Below are 13,619 nucleotides of genomic sequence, written 5' to 3'. Positions count from 1 at the left end.
ACCTCAGAACGCGTCGATCCTGGCCGCGACTTTCGCCACGAACCTCGTCCGACTGCCCTCTGTCGACAGGTTCATCGAGTAATGCGCAAGGTAGGAAACCGACCCGCCGGGCTTGATCGTCGCACGCAGCACCCGCTTGACCAGCTTGCGCGGCGGGTCACCCATCAGCATGGCTCGGAACCGGCTGCCGCCATAGGTCGTGACCGCGACCACCTTGCGGATGTTGTGCAGTGACGGCTGCACCTTGCCGTCGACCAGCTTGAACGACACGCCGGGCAGGAAGACGCGATCGAAAAAGCCTTTCAGAATGGCCGGATAGCCGAAGTTCCACACCGGAAACGACAGCACCAGCGCCTCGGCCCGCAACAGGCGCTCGACATAAGGCGCCGCCGGATCGCCGGCACTGCGCGCGTCGTGATAGGACAGCCGCTCGGCGTGCGTCAGCCTGGGATCGAAACCCTCGGCATAGAGATCGCAATCGTCGACCACATGGCCGGCCGCTTTCAGCCGCTCGACGATGGTCCGGTGCAGGCCGGCATTGAAGCTGGTCTCCACAGGATGAGCATAGAGGACGAGAATGTTCACAGGAGAACATCTCGCAAGTCGGCACCAAGCACCCCCCTCTGCCCTGCCGGGCATCTCCCCCTCAAGTGGGGAGATCGGCTGTCAGTATCGCGTTCGCCACTCGACGACGTTGGAAGATGGTCGAGACGATGGAACTGCCAATCTCCCCCCTTGCGGGGGAGATGCCAAGTGGTGGCAAAGAGGGCAGGCCAGAGGGGGGTACAGCGCCACACGCCCGTCATCGTCTCAACCCGCCTTCTCCAGCCCCTTGAACAGGAACGACTTGCCCGAGCGATAATCATAGTCCGGGTTTTCCCAGGCGATCATCTTGCCCGGATTGAGCAGCCCTTGCGGGTCGGTTTCGCGCTTGAAGGCGAGCTGCACCTCGTCGGTGCGCTTCATGCCGCCTTCTTCCAGCGTGTAGCGGTGCGGGTTGAAGATCCAGCAGCCATTGTCCTCGTGGATGCGGATGATCTCGTCGAGCCGCTCCGCCGTGGTGAAGCGCACCAGCGGCAGCCCTGCAATGCCGATTGCGCCGTCGAAGCGGATGAATTCGAGATGCGCCGGCACCTCGTCGCCGAAGCGGTCGACCATCGCCTTGACGTGGCCGAGGTGGTCCGGCGACGGGTAGCGGGTCTGCAGGTAGGTGATCGTCGGATCGACCCGGATGGCACGCAGCGTCGTGTGGTTCCAGGTCAGCTCATAGGCCGGCGGCAATCCCTTGAGATCGGCCTCCTTGTCGGCGCGGAAGACGATCTCGCCCTTGCTGCGCGCCGTGAAGGCGAGGAAGGCATCCATCGCATGCGGTGCGATCATCAGGACGACGATGCTTTGGCCGCGCCGGAAAAACCGCTGGTGGCGCTTGAAGTAATCGTAGGGGATGGGTGCTGCGATCGGCGTGACCAGTTTTGCCAGTATGCCGTCCTGGATGGCGAGGTCGTTGCCGAAGCCGGCCGCATCCATGAAATCGTCGAAGCCGACGATGACGTCGATCCAGTCATAGCTGGCGGTCAGCGGCATCTCGACTTCGGTGATGATGCCGTTGGTGCCGTAGGCGTGCATGACCTTCAGCACGTCCTCGCCGGTGAGCTCCATGACCCGCGGCTGTGCCTCCATCGTCACGGTCCTCAGCCGGATGACGTTGCCGAGGTCGCGCAGTCCGCCCCAGCGGATCGAGCCGATACCGCCGGAGCCGCCGGCGACGAAGCCGCCGATCGATGCGGTGTTGTAGGTCGACGGCGACATGCGGAGCTCCTGGCCGGAATGCGCCCGCGTCGCTCTGTCGATGTCGGCGAGCACGGCGCCGGGGCCGGTGACGACACGGCCGGGGGCGATCGTCTTGACCGCGTTCATCTCGGCGAGATTGAGCACGACGCCGCCGGACAAGGGCATCGCTTGGCCGTAGTTGCCAGTGCCGCTGCCGCGCGGCGTCACCGGGACGCCATGCCGGTGACAGGCGGCGAGAATGCGGACGACCTCGTCTTCGGTTTTCGGCGTCACGATCAGGTCGCCGGTGACGTGATCGAGCTGCTGCTTCAGCACCGGGCTGTACCAGTAGAAGTCGCGGCTCTTCTGCTGGACGATCGCCGGATGGTCGTCGATCTTCAAACCGTCCAGATCGCGCTTGAGCGCCGCAATATCCATCATTCCACCATCAGATCATCGAGTTCGGCATAATCGGGCAGCTGGCGCTCGATCGCCTGGCCGTCGCGCACGACGATGCGGTCCGATTCGGGTCGCGACAGCAATTCCGTCCAGCTTCGCCCCCTGAAGACGACGAAATCGGCCGGCGCTCCGGCGGCAAGCGTGCCGAAACCATCGAGCCGCATCACCTTGGCCGGCGTTGCGGTGACAGCTTGCGGCCAGTCGGCGACGGGATGGTCTAGATGCAGGATGCGCGTCGCCATGCGATAGACCTCCAGCATGTCGAGATCGCCATAGGCGTAGAACGGGTCGCGCGTATTGTCGGAGGCGACGGCGACGGCAATGCCGCGCGCCTTCATCTCGTGCAGCAGCGTCACCCCGCGCCAGCGCGGCGTTGTCCTGTCGCCTCGCCGGTCCTGCAGATAGAGATTGCACATCGGCAGCGACACCACCGCCAGGCCGGCCTTGGCGACCTTATCCAGGGTGTCGAGCACGTCGAGATCGGGCTGGCGTGCCAGCGAGCAGCAATGGCCGACCAGGATGTTCCCGTCAAAACCGTTCCAAAGGGCGGCTTCGGCGATTTTCTTCAACGAGATCGCCGCGATATCGTCGGTCTCGTCGGCATGGAAATCGAGGTCGAGGCCATGCTTGATCGCCTGCGCAAACACCTGGTCGAGCAGTTCTTCGAGGTCCGGCATCATATAGGTGACGACGCCGAGCACGCCCTTGGCGGCAGCCACCCGCTTGGCCAGCCTCTCGAACCATTTCCTGTCGCGCACGCCTTCGATGCCGAGCAGGCAGGCCGCCTGCAGCTCGATGCGGCCGCGCCATTTCTCCCGCATCGCCTCGAACACCGGCCAGGAGATCTCTTCCTGCGGCGCGACGCTGTCGAGATGCGTGCGCAGCGCCCTGGTGCCGTGCGCGTAGGCGCAGCGCAGCGAAAAATCCATGCGGCGGGCAACGTCGTCGGCGCTCCAGCGCGCCGCGCGGTCGGCGCCGGTGGCGTTCAAAGCGCCCATGAAGGTGCCGTCCGGGTTGGGCTTTCGGGGCCAGATGTGGCCCTTGTCGATATGGGTGTGGCAGTCGACAAAGCACGGCAGCACGATGCGGCCGCCGAGGTCGGTGGCGTCCGCCGGTGCGTTGGATCGATGCGCCGTAATCCCGGAGATCTTGCCATCGGCGACGGCAATGTCCGCGAGCGCAAATCCGTCGGCGTCAAAGGCAGCCGCAAGCCCCGGCGTCAGCGACGCGTGAAGCCGGACGTTGGAAAGATGGTAGGAACCAGAAGCCGGTATCAAGGCGGCGCTGCTCACCATCACCGCTCCTGCCTCAGCGCGCTCTCGTGCCAGCGCCGCAAAATGAGATGCGAAATCAGCGACAGCACCAGGAAGATCAGGATGCCCGTGAGCGAGATCAGGATCAGCGCCGCGAACAGTCTTGGTGCATTGAGCCGGTAGCCGGCCTCGATGATGCGCGAGGCGAGGCCGGACGACTGGCCGGTGGCGCCGGCGACGAACTCTGCCACCACCGCGCCGATCAGCGACAGGCCGCCGGCGATCTTCAGCCCGCCGAGGAAATAAGGCATCGCCGCCGGCAGCCGCAGATAGCGCAATTGCTGCCAGCGGGTCGCACCGTTGAGCTTGAACATGTCGCGCAGATTGCGGTCGACGGAATTGAGGCCGAGCGTGGTGTTGGAGAGGATCGGGAAGAAGGCGACGATCCAGGCGCAAAGCAAAAGCTTCGTCGTCTGGTTGTCGACATAGATATTGATCAGCGGAAAGATCGCGACGATCGGCGTCACCTGCAGCACGATGGCGAACGGAAAGAACGACATCTCCACCCATTTCGACTGAGCGAACAGCACTGCCAGCCCGACACCGCCGACCACGGCGAGGAGCAGGCTCAAGAAGGTGATCCTGAGTGTCACCAGCAGCGAGGAGAACAGCAGCCCGGCATCGTCGTGCAGCGTTTGCAGCACCACGCCGGGGCGCGGCAGTATGTATTTCGGGATGTCGTTCCAGACACAGATGCGGTCCCACAGCCAGATGGCCAGGATCATGATCACCAGCGGCAGCAGCCATCTGCCGATGCGCTCGAAGCGCTCCTGGCGGACGCGGCGCGCCTCCTCCGGGTCGAGTGCCAGGACTGGTTCTTCAATGGCCGTCATGATGCGGTCCGGCAGTTGAGTTGATGGCGCCGATCAGCACGTCGGATGCCTGGCGGCAGAGCGCGGCATAGTCGGGCGAGGTGCGAAACGCCTCGTCGCGCGGATAGGATGCATCGACGGCAAGCTCGGCAAACACCCGGCCCGGCCGCGCCGCCATGACGACGATGCGGTTGGAGAGGAATACGCTTTCGAAGACGCTGTGGGTGACGAAAACGACGGTAAAACGCTCATCCTGCCATAGCTCGAGAAGGTCATTGTTGAGCTTGAAGCGGGTGATCTCGTCGAGTGCGGCGAACGGCTCGTCCATCAACAGAATGCGCGGCTTGGTCACCATGGCGCGGGCGATAGAGACGCGCATCTTCATGCCGCCCGACAGTTCGCGCGGCACGGCCTTCTCGAAGCCGGTCAGGTGAACCCGCGCCAGCATCTCCATCACCGCTGGCGCCGCCTTGGCACGCGACACGCCCTTCAGCCGCAGCGGCAGCCAGACATTGTCGAAGACGTCGGCCCAGGGCAGCAGCGTCGGTTCCTGGAAGACGAAGCCGATATTTGAACGGTCGCCGATATTCGAACGCTCGAGGGCACCGCTGCCGCGCCAGTCGAGCACGCCCGAGGTCGGGGTCGACAGGCCGGCAATCAGCCGCAGCGCCGTCGACTTGCCGCAGCCGGACGGTCCGAGCAGGCTGAGGAAATCGCCTTCCCGGATCGTCAGCTCGACATTGCTGAGCGCGGTGACGCCGTTGGAAAACACCTTGCCGACACCGCGCAGCGCCAACAGCGTCGGCCCCGATACGCTTCCTGGCTGTTGCGCCACTTTCTCCAGCTTCACGGCCTACTTCTTCAGGTCGAGCCCGACGCTCTTGTTGACGAAGGCCAACGTGTAGGCCTTCTTGATGTCGATGCCCGCCGGCGTGACCTTGGCCTTGACCATCTTGTCGTAGAAACTCTGGATGCGCGCATCGGTCATGGCGCCGATGCCGAGCTTTTCGCTGTCGCCGGAATCGACCACGCCAAACTTCTTCAGCTGCTCGATCGAGAAAGCGATCTGCTCATCCGTCATGTCCGGATTTTCCTTCTTGATCATTTCGTTGGCGGCCTTGTTGTCACCGTAGAGATAATTGTACCAGCCCTTGGCCGAGCCATCGACGAAGCACTGGACCACCTCCGGACGCTTGTCGATCGTCTCCTGCATGGTCTCGACCGTCGTTGCATATGTGTCCCAGCCATAGTCGGCCAGCAGGAACTGGTTCGGCGTGAAACCGCCCTGCTTCTGGACGGCGAATGGCTCCGAGGTGACGTAACCCTGCTGGATCGACTTCTTGTTGGCGATGAACGGTGCCGGGTTGAAGGTGTAGGGCACGCGCTTGGCGGCATCGAAGCCGAGGTCGGTGACCATCCACTGGAAGAAGGTCTGCGCACCTTCGTCGCCGAGGATGTACTGGTCGGCGTTCTTCAGGTCTTCCCATTTATCCAGCCCCTGCCCGGGATGGGACATGATGACCTGCGGGTCCTTCTGGAAGTCGGCCGCCACGACGCGCATCGGTATGCCTTGCTGCACGGCATCGAAGGCCGACAGCAGATTGCCGCCCATGTAAAAATCGATCTTGCCGGCCAGCAGCAGCGGCCGGCCGCTGACCTGTGGGCCGCCCTGCATGATCGTCACGTCGATGCCGCAGGCGGCATAGGTGCCGTCCACCACGGCCTGGTAGTAACCGCCATGCTCCGGCTCGGCCAGCCAGTTGGTGCCGAAGGTGACTTTTTCGTTCGCTGCCGCGGCAAGCGTGCCTGCGCCAAGCAGCACGATCACGCCCGCCGAAATCTTGAGTTTTCCGTACATCCACACCACCCTTTGTTCGCTCCGGCGCGTCACGCGTCGGGCTCGACACCATTGTTTCAAGAAGCAAGACACATGCCACCGGCGCGTTGCGCCGGGACCGCCCGCTTGTGCAATGCCCGCCTGAGCAATGGCGGCGCGAAGGCCGGACGGGTCATGCTGTACGAAAGACATCGTGCCTATTTTTTGATCGCCTGTCCACAATCGCCCTCGTGACATGCACCGCCATCTTGATGCCCGCATCGATCCCGCTTTAGGCTGCCGTGAACGGAGATTGCCATGTTCAAATTTCTCACGCCGAAGTCGATCAAGCCGCCCTTCGCCCGCTACAGCCATGGTGTCGAACTGCCGCCCGGCAAGCGGCTGGTGCTGTGTTCGGGCCAGGTCGCAATCACCCCGGACGACCAGATCCCCGAGGAGGCCGGCGCACAGGCCGAGCTTTGTTTCCAGAACATAGCGGCGATTCTCGGCGAGGCCGGGCTCGGCCTGTCCGACATCGTCCGCATCAACACCTACGTCACCGACCGCGCCTTCCTGCGGCCCTATATGGAGGTTCGCGACCGGCTGTTTGCCAGCCCGGCGCCGGCCTCGACGCTGATGATCGTGTCCGGTTTTGCTCGGCCGGAATTCAAGGTCGAGATCGAGGTCATTGCGGCGGGATGATCGACAGCCGATCGTTCCCGCGTTAGGTCTGGGCTTGTCGGTTCAAGAGGGCATGACATGACCGCTGCAAAAAAACGCGTATGGTGGGGTGACTACCGGACCACCGAATACGCGACCGTCGATCCTGAGGCGACCATTGCCGTTCTGCCGCTGGCGGCGATTGAGCAGCACGGCCCGCATCTGCCGGTCTCGACCGACACCTCGATCATGAACGGCATGCTGGAAACGGTGATCGCGCGCCTGCCCGGCGATCTCGACATCCGCATCCTGCCGGTCCAGGCGGTAGGCAAGTCGAACGAGCATTTGCATGCGCCGGGCACCCTCACCCTGCCGGCGACGACCTTGGTCGAGGCGTGGACCGAACTTGGCCTGTCGGTCGCGCGCGCCGGCGTCCGAAAACTGATTGTCGTGAACTCGCATGGCGGCAATGAGGAGATCATGGGCATCATCACCCGCGAATTGCGCGTGCGGGCAAAGATGCTGGCGGTAAAGACCAGCTGGCAGCGTTTTGGCCGGCCGGCCGGCATGTACACCGAGCTCGAGGACCACCACGGCATTCATGGCGGCGACGTCGAGACCTCGCTGATGCTGCATTTCCGGCCCGACCTCGTCGACATGGCCAAGGCCGACAATTTCGTGTCCAAGGTCGCCCGCGCCGAAAAGGAATTTTCGCTGCTGCGCCACACCGGAACGCACGCCTTCGCCTGGATCGCCAGCGACCTCAACCCGAATGGCGTGGTCGGCGACGCCAGCATTGCCACCGCCGAAAAAGGCCGGCTGACCGCCGAACATCAGGCCGACGGCTTCATCGGCCTGCTGAGGGACGTGGGCAAGGCAAAGCTGGCGGATTGGTTGGCGTAGGTGTTTGATCCCACCACCTCAGGCCTCGCTCACGAGGGGCGATTCCATTCGGGCGCGAGGATCCTCACTTCACGTCTTGAAGCGGCGACACCGTGTAGATTTCGTCGAGTATCTTCACCATCAAGGTGTTGGCGGTCGCCTGGCCGTCGAGCGCGAGAGTCAGGTTGGTCCATATGACCAGGGTGACATCATTGGCCGGATCGTAGCCCATGAAGGACTGGTAACCGGGCATCTCGCCTTCGTGATAGTAGATCTCGTTAGGCCCGAAAGTCAGCGTTAGGATGCCATAGCCGTATTTTTGCATGGCGGGTTCGCCCGGCTCCGGCGCCTCAGGGCTTGCAAGCCACTGCCGCTGGAAGTCGGCATTGAAGAGCTTGCCCCCGACCAGCGCGCGCATCCAGGTCGCGAGGTCATCCGCGGTGGAGATGACTCCGCCAGCCGCAAAGTAGGCGGACGGGTTCTGCCATGTGTCGTCGTTGGGCTTGAGCGTTCCCGCCCTGGCCGCAGCCTGGAGGTCGTCCGGATAGGGCGCATCAGCCAGGGCGTACGAAGTACTGCCATAGAGATAGCCGTTTGAGTATGGCTCAGGGATGGCGTTCGACGTGCTCGGCGGCAACGCGGTGTTCTTCATGCCGAGCGGCCCGAACAGGCGGTCCCGGAAGATGGTCGAGAGCGGCTTGCCGTCGATCTTCTCGGCAACAAGGCCGAGCAGATAGTAGTTGGTGTTGTTGTACTCGAATTCGGCACCCGGCGCGAAGTCCGGCGGCCGTTTGAACGCCATGCCGAGTACTTCATCAGCGGTCCATACCTTGTAAGGATACTTGTCCAGGCTTTCGGCAAGTTCCGGCGCATTGGTGAAGTTAGGGAGGCCGCTCCGCATTGTTATGAGCTGCCGAATGGTTATCTCGTCGCCGTTGGGAACGCGCTGGACGTATTTCGAGATCAGATCGGCGAAGCTCAGTTTCCCTTCCTGCACCAGTTGCACGATGACAGCCGCGGTCATCGTCTTGGTGTTCGAGGCCGCACGGAAGTGGGTATCGGCGCGTGGCGGGTTCGTGGCACCCAGTTCAGTCGTACCGTAGCCGAAGACGAGGTTGCCCCGCGGAGTCTTGAGCAAAACCATGGCACCGGGCAGCATAAGTTCCTTGGCCAAACCCTCGACAGTGGCTTGGAGTGCTGCCAGGTCGATCGACTTGAGAGCCGGCATGGACGCGGCCATGGCGCTGCCTGTCGCGCAGACCACGCCAACAACGATGGCCAAAAATCTCCCGATCATCATTCGCCCCTTGGCCGTGTGCTAGAACTCCTGCGCACTTTTCCTGGAATTTGTTTTTAGGCTCAGATTTTCAATTCGAACGGCGTGCCTTCGAAAGCATCCGCGCCGCGCCCGATCGCCTGGATCGCTTCGATCATCCGGCCCCTGCGATCGAGCAGTGCGTCGGCAATTGCGATCAGCCGCGGATTGGGTGTCGCCGTGGGCGACAGCGCGCGCAGCGTCTCGGCCAGTTCGGCCTCGTCGCGCTTCGGCGCCAGCGCTGCCGCGATGATATAGGCCGAGGCGGTCGAGCGGCTGATGCCGGCATAGCAATGCACCACCAGCGGCCGCGACCGATCCCATTGGCGGGCGAAATCGAGCAGGTTCACGACATGCTCCTCGCCCGGCATCGTCATGCCCTCCTGCGCCACCGCAATGTCGTGCATGACCAGATGCAGATGGTTTTCCCTGGTGATCGAGGCCGGGCGCACCACTTCCGTTCCGGCGGCAAGCAGCGATAGCAGCCGCTCGGCCCCGGTCCTTGCCACCGTTTCCTCGATTTTTGCCAGGGAACAAACATGGATCATCGCGAAGTCTCCTTGGACCCATCGTCGCGCCGCGAGGCCCAGCCGGCAAGTGCCGATTCGAGCCGCCGCCATTCTTCGTCGGCTCCCGGCAGGCCGGCGCGCAGCACATCCGGCCGGCCGGCGAAATGCCGAAGCAGGATGCCGCGCTGGCCGAGCACCGAAAACAGGCCGGCGGCGCCCGCCAGCCTGATATAGCGGAACAGCGTGGTGCCACCGGCGACAGGCACGCCGAAGCGGCCGAACAGCGTATCGAGCCGTGCGGCATCCTCGGCCAGACGGCGCCGCATCCCGGCCTGCCAGCCGGTATCGGCAAGCGCCCTTATGCCATATTCGAGCGCCGGCCCGGCAACCGCCCATGGCCCGAATTGCGCCTCCAGCCGCTCGACCGTCAGCGCATCGGCCAGTGCAAAGCCAAGCCGCAGGCCGGCCAGGCCGAAGAACTTGCCGAACGAACGCAGCACGACGATGCCACCCTGGTCGACGTCGCCGGCCAGGCTTTCGCTGCGCGGGCCGACATCCATGAAGGCCTCGTCGACCACCAGCAGCCCACCTCTGGCGCGCAATGTCCCGGCAAGTCGAAGCAATCTTTCGCGCTCGACGACGCGCCCGTCCGGGTTGTTGGGATTGACGACGACGGCAAGGTCGGCCGCCGCCAGGGCTTCGAAATCATCGACTTCAGCCGCCGCATGGCCGGCGATCGCCGCTGCCCGCCGATGCTCGGCATAAGTCGGCCCGAGCACCAGCGCCCTGCCCGGGCTGACCAGGGAAGCGACGCGCGGCAACAGGATCTGCGTGCCGGGCGCCGCTGCGACATTCGCCGCCGACGGGGCGCCATAGGCGCTTGCCGCGAGTTCAGCCAAGTCGCGGCTGCGCGCTGTTTCCGGCAATCGCGACAGGGCGGTGGCGGGCAAATCGAAAAGCGGGTAGGAGTGCGGATTGATCCCGGTCGAGAGGTCGACGAAAGGCAGCGGCGCGTGAGGGAAAAGCGCCCTCGCCCGGCCAAGGCTTCCGCCGTGGTCCACTGCCGCCGTCACTCCATCAAGAGACTTCATGCCGATCCTGATCACTTTCCTGTCGCTGGCCATCGAACTTGTACTCGGCTACCCGGCCCGGCTCTTCGATGCCATTGGCCATCCCGTCACCTGGTTCGGCAGGCTGATATCCTTTCTCGACCGCAGGCTCAACCGCGCCACTGATTCCGACGCCCACCGTCGCCGCTGGGGCGTCGTCGCGCTGCTGGTGATCGTGCTGGTGCCGGCCGCCCTCGCCCTCTGGCTCGAAACGTTGCTTTGGAGCATTCCCCTCGGCTTGTTGGTCACCGCAATCCTGGCGACGTCGCTGCTGTCGCAGAAGAGCCTGGCCGAGCATGTCGAAGCGGTCGCCGACGCACTCGACAGCGGCGGACTGGATATGGGTCGCATTGCCGTCTCGCGGATCGTCGGCCGCGACCCGGAAAAGCTCGACAGGGCCGCTGTCTGCCGCGCCGCGATCGAAAGCCTGGCCGAGAATTTCTCCGACGGCGTCGTCGCTCCGGCCTTCTGGCTCGGTATCGGCGGGCTCGCCGGCGGCGTCGCCTACAAGGCCGCCAACACCGCCGATTCGATGATCGGCCATCGCACCCCGCGCCACGAAGCCTTCGGCTGGGCGGCGGCGCGCTTCGACGACTGGATCAACCTGCCGGCGTCGCGGCTGACGGCGCTGCTGATCGTACTCGCCGCTTTCCTGGTCAAGGGCGCCGACGCCAAGGGCGCCTGGCACGCCGTGCGGCGCGATGCGAAAAAACACCGCTCGGCCAATGCCGGCTGGCCGGAGGCAGCGATGGCCGGCGGGCTCGGCCTGGCGCTCGCCGGCCCCCGTTCCTATGACGGCGTTATGGTCGAAGACGCACTGATGGGCGAAGGCGGCCGGCGCGATGATGTCGAGAGCACCGACATTCGACGGGCCCTCAAACTCTACCGCGTCGCTGACTTACTGCTGATCGCGCTGTTCGGAATCATCGCGGTGATCGTCATCGCCGCGTGAACGTCCGAATGGGTCGGCACCCGACCTACCAGGTAACACGGACTTCCTTTGCGCTCGGATCGGCTTCCACGCCAAACCTTTTGATCGCGTACCCACCGGCAGCTACGGGAGAAGATTTCAATAAGGGTTCGACTACGACAAAAAGTCGTTCAGCGTTTGGCCCATACATGTAGAGGATGCATTCGCCTTCACCAAACAAGTCACCGTCAAACTCGCCGACCGATGCATCCTCGATAGCTTTCTCTAGCCGATCCTCGAGCGCATAAATGGATTCGCGTTCGTCAGCGGCACCAAACTGACCATCATTGAGAATAAGATAGACGATTACCGCCTGGTCCACGAACAATCTCCAGCTTCGCAAGCGACCAGAACTCTATCCCCTGACATCCGGCGGCACTGAAACTCTACCGGATCGCCGACTTTCTGCTGATCGCACTGTTTGGGGTAATCTCGACGGTCGTAATTCTGTTGTGATCTTCGCCCGATCTCAGGCGAAACAAAAAACCCGCCAAGCGACGGGTCGTTGGAGCCCAATTAGCACCATAGCCAAATTAGTAGCATAGCTGCCCGCACAAAGCAAGAACAAAATAAGGCTACGCCTCAAATAATCGCGTCAGGTCGGCGCCGCCCCTCACCCTTACCATTCCAGGGGCGAGCCGCTTCGTGCGGCTTTCCCTTCTCCCCTTGTGGGAGAAGGTGGCCGCGAAGCGGCCGGATGAGGGGTGTTCCAGCTTGGCACCAACAGCGCCCCGGCCAGCACCCCTCAACCGTCTTGGCGCTGCGCGCCAATCCACCTTCTCCCACAAGGGGAGAAGGAAGAAGAGGCGCCAGCAAACCCCTCAGAACTCGATCCCCTGCTGCGCCTTCACGCCGGCGGAGAAGTGGTGCTTGGTCACGCCCATCTCGGTGACCAGATCGGCCGCCTCGACCAATACCGGTTTGGCGTTGCGGCCGGTGACGACGACATGCAGGCCTTCGCGACGCGCCTTCAGCGCCGCGACCACCTTTTCGAGATCGAGGTAGTCGTAGCGCAGCGCGATGTTCAGCTCGTCGAGCACCACGAGGCTGATCGACGGCTCGGCCATCAGCTCCAGCGCTTTCGCCCAGGCAGCCTCGGCCGCCGCGATGTCGCGCTTCAGGTCCTGTGTCTCCCAGGTAAAGCCTTCGCCCATGGCGTGCCAGACGACACGGTCGCCGAAGGCGGTAAAGGCGTCTTTCTCGCCGGTGTGCCATTTGCCCTTGATGAACTGAACGACGCCGACGCGCTTGCCATAGCCGAGCATCCTGAGTGCCAGCCCAAAGGCGGCCGTGGTCTTGCCCTTGCCCGGTCCGGTGTTGACGATCAGCAGCCCCTTCTCGACCGTCTTGGCCGCGACCTCTGCGTCCTGCACCGCCTTGCGCTTGGCCATCTTGGCGCGGTGGCGTTCCTCGTCCTTGGGATCGATAGTATCAGCCATGTCATTTCACCTTGAGCGGCAGCCCCGCCACCATCAAAAGCACGGTGCCGGCAACAGCCGCGACGTCCTGGTTCAGCCGGCCGGCGGCGTCGCGAAACCGTCTTGCCAGCGCATTGTCCGGCACGATGCCCTGGCCGACCTCGTTGGACACCACGAACCACGGCCCACGCGGCCGCGACAGCACATCGGCCAGCCTCCGGCATTCGGCCTCGACATCATGGTCGGCCAGCATGTGGTTGGTCAGCCACAGCGTCAGGCAATCGATCAGCACCGGCTGGCCGTCAGGCAGCGCCTCGATCGCGCCGGCAAGGTCGAGCGGCGCATCGATGGTCGTCCAGCCGGCGCCGCGGCGCGAGCGGTGCAGCGCGATGCGCTGGCGCATCTCGTCGTCATAGGCTTGCGCCGTGGCGATATAGCTCCAAGGCGGCGGGCCGACCGTCACCAGGCTCTCGGCATGCGCGCGCTTTGCGGAGCGCGCCCCGCCGAAGACCCCGGTGAGTGCCCCCGCCGCGCGGGGAGGCCAAGCGGTGGCGCAGGGAGGTGGCCCTGGCCGGGGAGCGGCCGC

General features: G+C 64.0%; 15 protein-coding genes. 3 read left to right on the top strand and 12 right to left on the bottom strand.

Features of this window, described 5'->3' with window-relative positions; genetic code table 11:
• Positions 1-3: 3 nt before the first annotated feature.
• The 6 genes from NKH33_RS08560 to NKH33_RS08535 all read right to left on the bottom strand — a co-directional run bounded on the left by NKH33_RS08560 (position 4) and on the right by NKH33_RS08535 (position 6,212).
• Positions 4-585: an NAD(P)H-dependent oxidoreductase gene (locus tag NKH33_RS08560; RefSeq protein WP_352681637.1), complete on the bottom strand. Its 582-nt coding sequence runs from the start codon at positions 583-585 to the stop codon at positions 4-6.
• 225 nt (positions 586-810) lie between these two features.
• The gene (locus NKH33_RS08555) at positions 811-2,211 is read right to left on the bottom strand and encodes an FAD-binding oxidoreductase (RefSeq protein WP_502906728.1); all 1,401 of its coding nucleotides are present in this window, start codon (positions 2,209-2,211) and stop codon (positions 811-813) included.
• The gene (locus tag NKH33_RS08550) at positions 2,208-3,506 is read right to left on the bottom strand and encodes a cytosine deaminase (RefSeq protein ID WP_352919147.1); all 1,299 of its coding nucleotides are present in this window, start codon (positions 3,504-3,506) and stop codon (positions 2,208-2,210) included. Before NKH33_RS08550 ends, NKH33_RS08555 begins: the two co-directional genes overlap by 4 nt.
• Positions 3,507-3,523: 17 nt before the next feature.
• Positions 3,524-4,375, bottom strand: coding sequence for an ABC transporter permease (locus NKH33_RS08545; RefSeq protein WP_352539641.1), 852 nt, complete (start codon positions 4,373-4,375; stop codon positions 3,524-3,526).
• Entirely contained in the window at positions 4,362-5,204 is an 843-nt protein-coding gene (locus NKH33_RS08540) for an ABC transporter ATP-binding protein (RefSeq protein ID WP_023676548.1), read from the bottom strand. Before NKH33_RS08540 ends, NKH33_RS08545 begins: the two co-directional genes overlap by 14 nt.
• 3 nt (positions 5,205-5,207) lie before the next feature.
• Positions 5,208-6,212 (bottom strand): ABC transporter substrate-binding protein, encoded by a 1,005-nt coding sequence (locus tag NKH33_RS08535; protein ID WP_352815816.1) that lies wholly within the window; start codon positions 6,210-6,212, stop codon positions 5,208-5,210.
• 276 nt (positions 6,213-6,488) lie between these two features.
• Here NKH33_RS08535 and NKH33_RS08530 point away from each other — a divergent pair, with 276 nt between their 5' ends.
• Positions 6,489-6,872 carry a RidA family protein gene (locus NKH33_RS08530; RefSeq protein WP_352470263.1) on the top strand — a complete coding sequence of 128 codons (384 nt, stop codon included), beginning with the start codon at positions 6,489-6,491 and terminating at the stop codon, positions 6,870-6,872.
• 57 nt (positions 6,873-6,929) lie between these two features.
• Entirely contained in the window at positions 6,930-7,733 is an 804-nt protein-coding gene (locus NKH33_RS08525) for a creatininase family protein (RefSeq protein ID WP_352918914.1), read from the top strand.
• 64 nt (positions 7,734-7,797) lie between these two features.
• On the opposite strand, the gene NKH33_RS08520 is transcribed toward NKH33_RS08525, so the two are convergent.
• From NKH33_RS08520 to cobD, 3 genes are all read right to left on the bottom strand, one after another.
• Positions 7,798-8,952 carry a serine hydrolase domain-containing protein gene (locus tag NKH33_RS08520; protein ID WP_352918912.1) on the bottom strand — a complete coding sequence of 385 codons (1,155 nt, stop codon included), beginning with the start codon at positions 8,950-8,952 and terminating at the stop codon, positions 7,798-7,800.
• A gap of 119 nt (positions 8,953-9,071) precedes the next feature.
• Complete coding sequence (locus NKH33_RS08515; protein WP_352918911.1) at positions 9,072-9,575, bottom strand: tyrosine phosphatase family protein; 504 nt, start codon at positions 9,573-9,575, stop codon at positions 9,072-9,074.
• Entirely contained in the window at positions 9,572-10,627 is a 1,056-nt protein-coding gene (cobD, locus tag NKH33_RS08510) for a threonine-phosphate decarboxylase CobD (protein ID WP_352918910.1), read from the bottom strand. Before cobD ends, NKH33_RS08515 begins: the two co-directional genes overlap by 4 nt.
• Between cobD and cbiB the strand changes: the two genes are divergently transcribed.
• Positions 10,626-11,597 (top strand): adenosylcobinamide-phosphate synthase CbiB, encoded by a 972-nt coding sequence (gene cbiB, locus NKH33_RS08505; protein ID WP_352918908.1) that lies wholly within the window; start codon positions 10,626-10,628, stop codon positions 11,595-11,597. The two genes, cobD and cbiB, sit on opposite strands and share 2 nt — an antisense overlap.
• 25 nt (positions 11,598-11,622) lie before the next feature.
• On the opposite strand, the gene NKH33_RS08500 is transcribed toward cbiB, so the two are convergent.
• The 3 genes from NKH33_RS08500 to cobU all read right to left on the bottom strand — a co-directional run.
• Entirely contained in the window at positions 11,623-11,937 is a 315-nt protein-coding gene (locus NKH33_RS08500; RefSeq protein ID WP_352470255.1) for a hypothetical protein, read from the bottom strand.
• 499 nt (positions 11,938-12,436) lie between these two features.
• A complete protein-coding gene (gene cobO, locus NKH33_RS08495; protein ID WP_352918907.1) occupies positions 12,437-13,054 on the bottom strand; it encodes a cob(I)yrinic acid a,c-diamide adenosyltransferase in 618 nt (205 codons plus the stop codon).
• A gap of 1 nt (position 13,055) precedes the next feature.
• Positions 13,056-13,619 (bottom strand): bifunctional adenosylcobinamide kinase/adenosylcobinamide-phosphate guanylyltransferase (gene cobU / locus NKH33_RS08490; protein ID WP_352918905.1); only part of this gene is annotated, 564 nt, incomplete at its 5' end.

It is taken from the genome of Mesorhizobium sp. M1182, assembly GCF_040318335.1.
In the GTDB taxonomy this organism is placed as follows: Bacteria; Pseudomonadota; Alphaproteobacteria; order Rhizobiales; family Rhizobiaceae; genus Mesorhizobium.
Note: the sequence above shows the minus strand (reverse complement) of the source record. Positions and strands in the feature narration are given on the sequence as shown.

Excerpts from the sequence above, each read along its gene's own strand:
- NKH33_RS08530 (WP_352470263.1), top strand. The coding sequence starts at position 6,489 with ATGTTCAAATTTCTCACGCCGAAGTCGATCAAGCCGCCCTTCGCCCGC.
- NKH33_RS08535 (WP_352815816.1), bottom strand. The coding sequence starts at position 6,212 with ATGTACGGAAAACTCAAGATTTCGGCGGGCGTGATCGTGCTGCTTGGC.
- cbiB (WP_352918908.1), top strand. The coding sequence starts at position 10,626 with ATGCCGATCCTGATCACTTTCCTGTCGCTGGCCATCGAACTTGTACTC.
- NKH33_RS08525 (WP_352918914.1), top strand. The coding sequence starts at position 6,930 with ATGACCGCTGCAAAAAAACGCGTATGGTGGGGTGACTACCGGACCACC.
- cobO (WP_352918907.1), bottom strand. The coding sequence starts at position 13,054 with ATGGCTGATACTATCGATCCCAAGGACGAGGAACGCCACCGCGCCAAG.
- NKH33_RS08555 (WP_502906728.1), bottom strand. The coding sequence starts at position 2,211 with ATGATGGATATTGCGGCGCTCAAGCGCGATCTGGACGGTTTGAAGATC.
- cobD (WP_352918910.1), bottom strand. The coding sequence starts at position 10,627 with ATGAAGTCTCTTGATGGAGTGACGGCGGCAGTGGACCACGGCGGAAGC.
- NKH33_RS08520 (WP_352918912.1), bottom strand. The coding sequence starts at position 8,952 with ATGGCCGCGTCCATGCCGGCTCTCAAGTCGATCGACCTGGCAGCACTC.
- NKH33_RS08515 (WP_352918911.1), bottom strand. The coding sequence starts at position 9,575 with ATGATCCATGTTTGTTCCCTGGCAAAAATCGAGGAAACGGTGGCAAGG.
- NKH33_RS08545 (WP_352539641.1), bottom strand. The coding sequence starts at position 4,375 with ATGACGGCCATTGAAGAACCAGTCCTGGCACTCGACCCGGAGGAGGCG.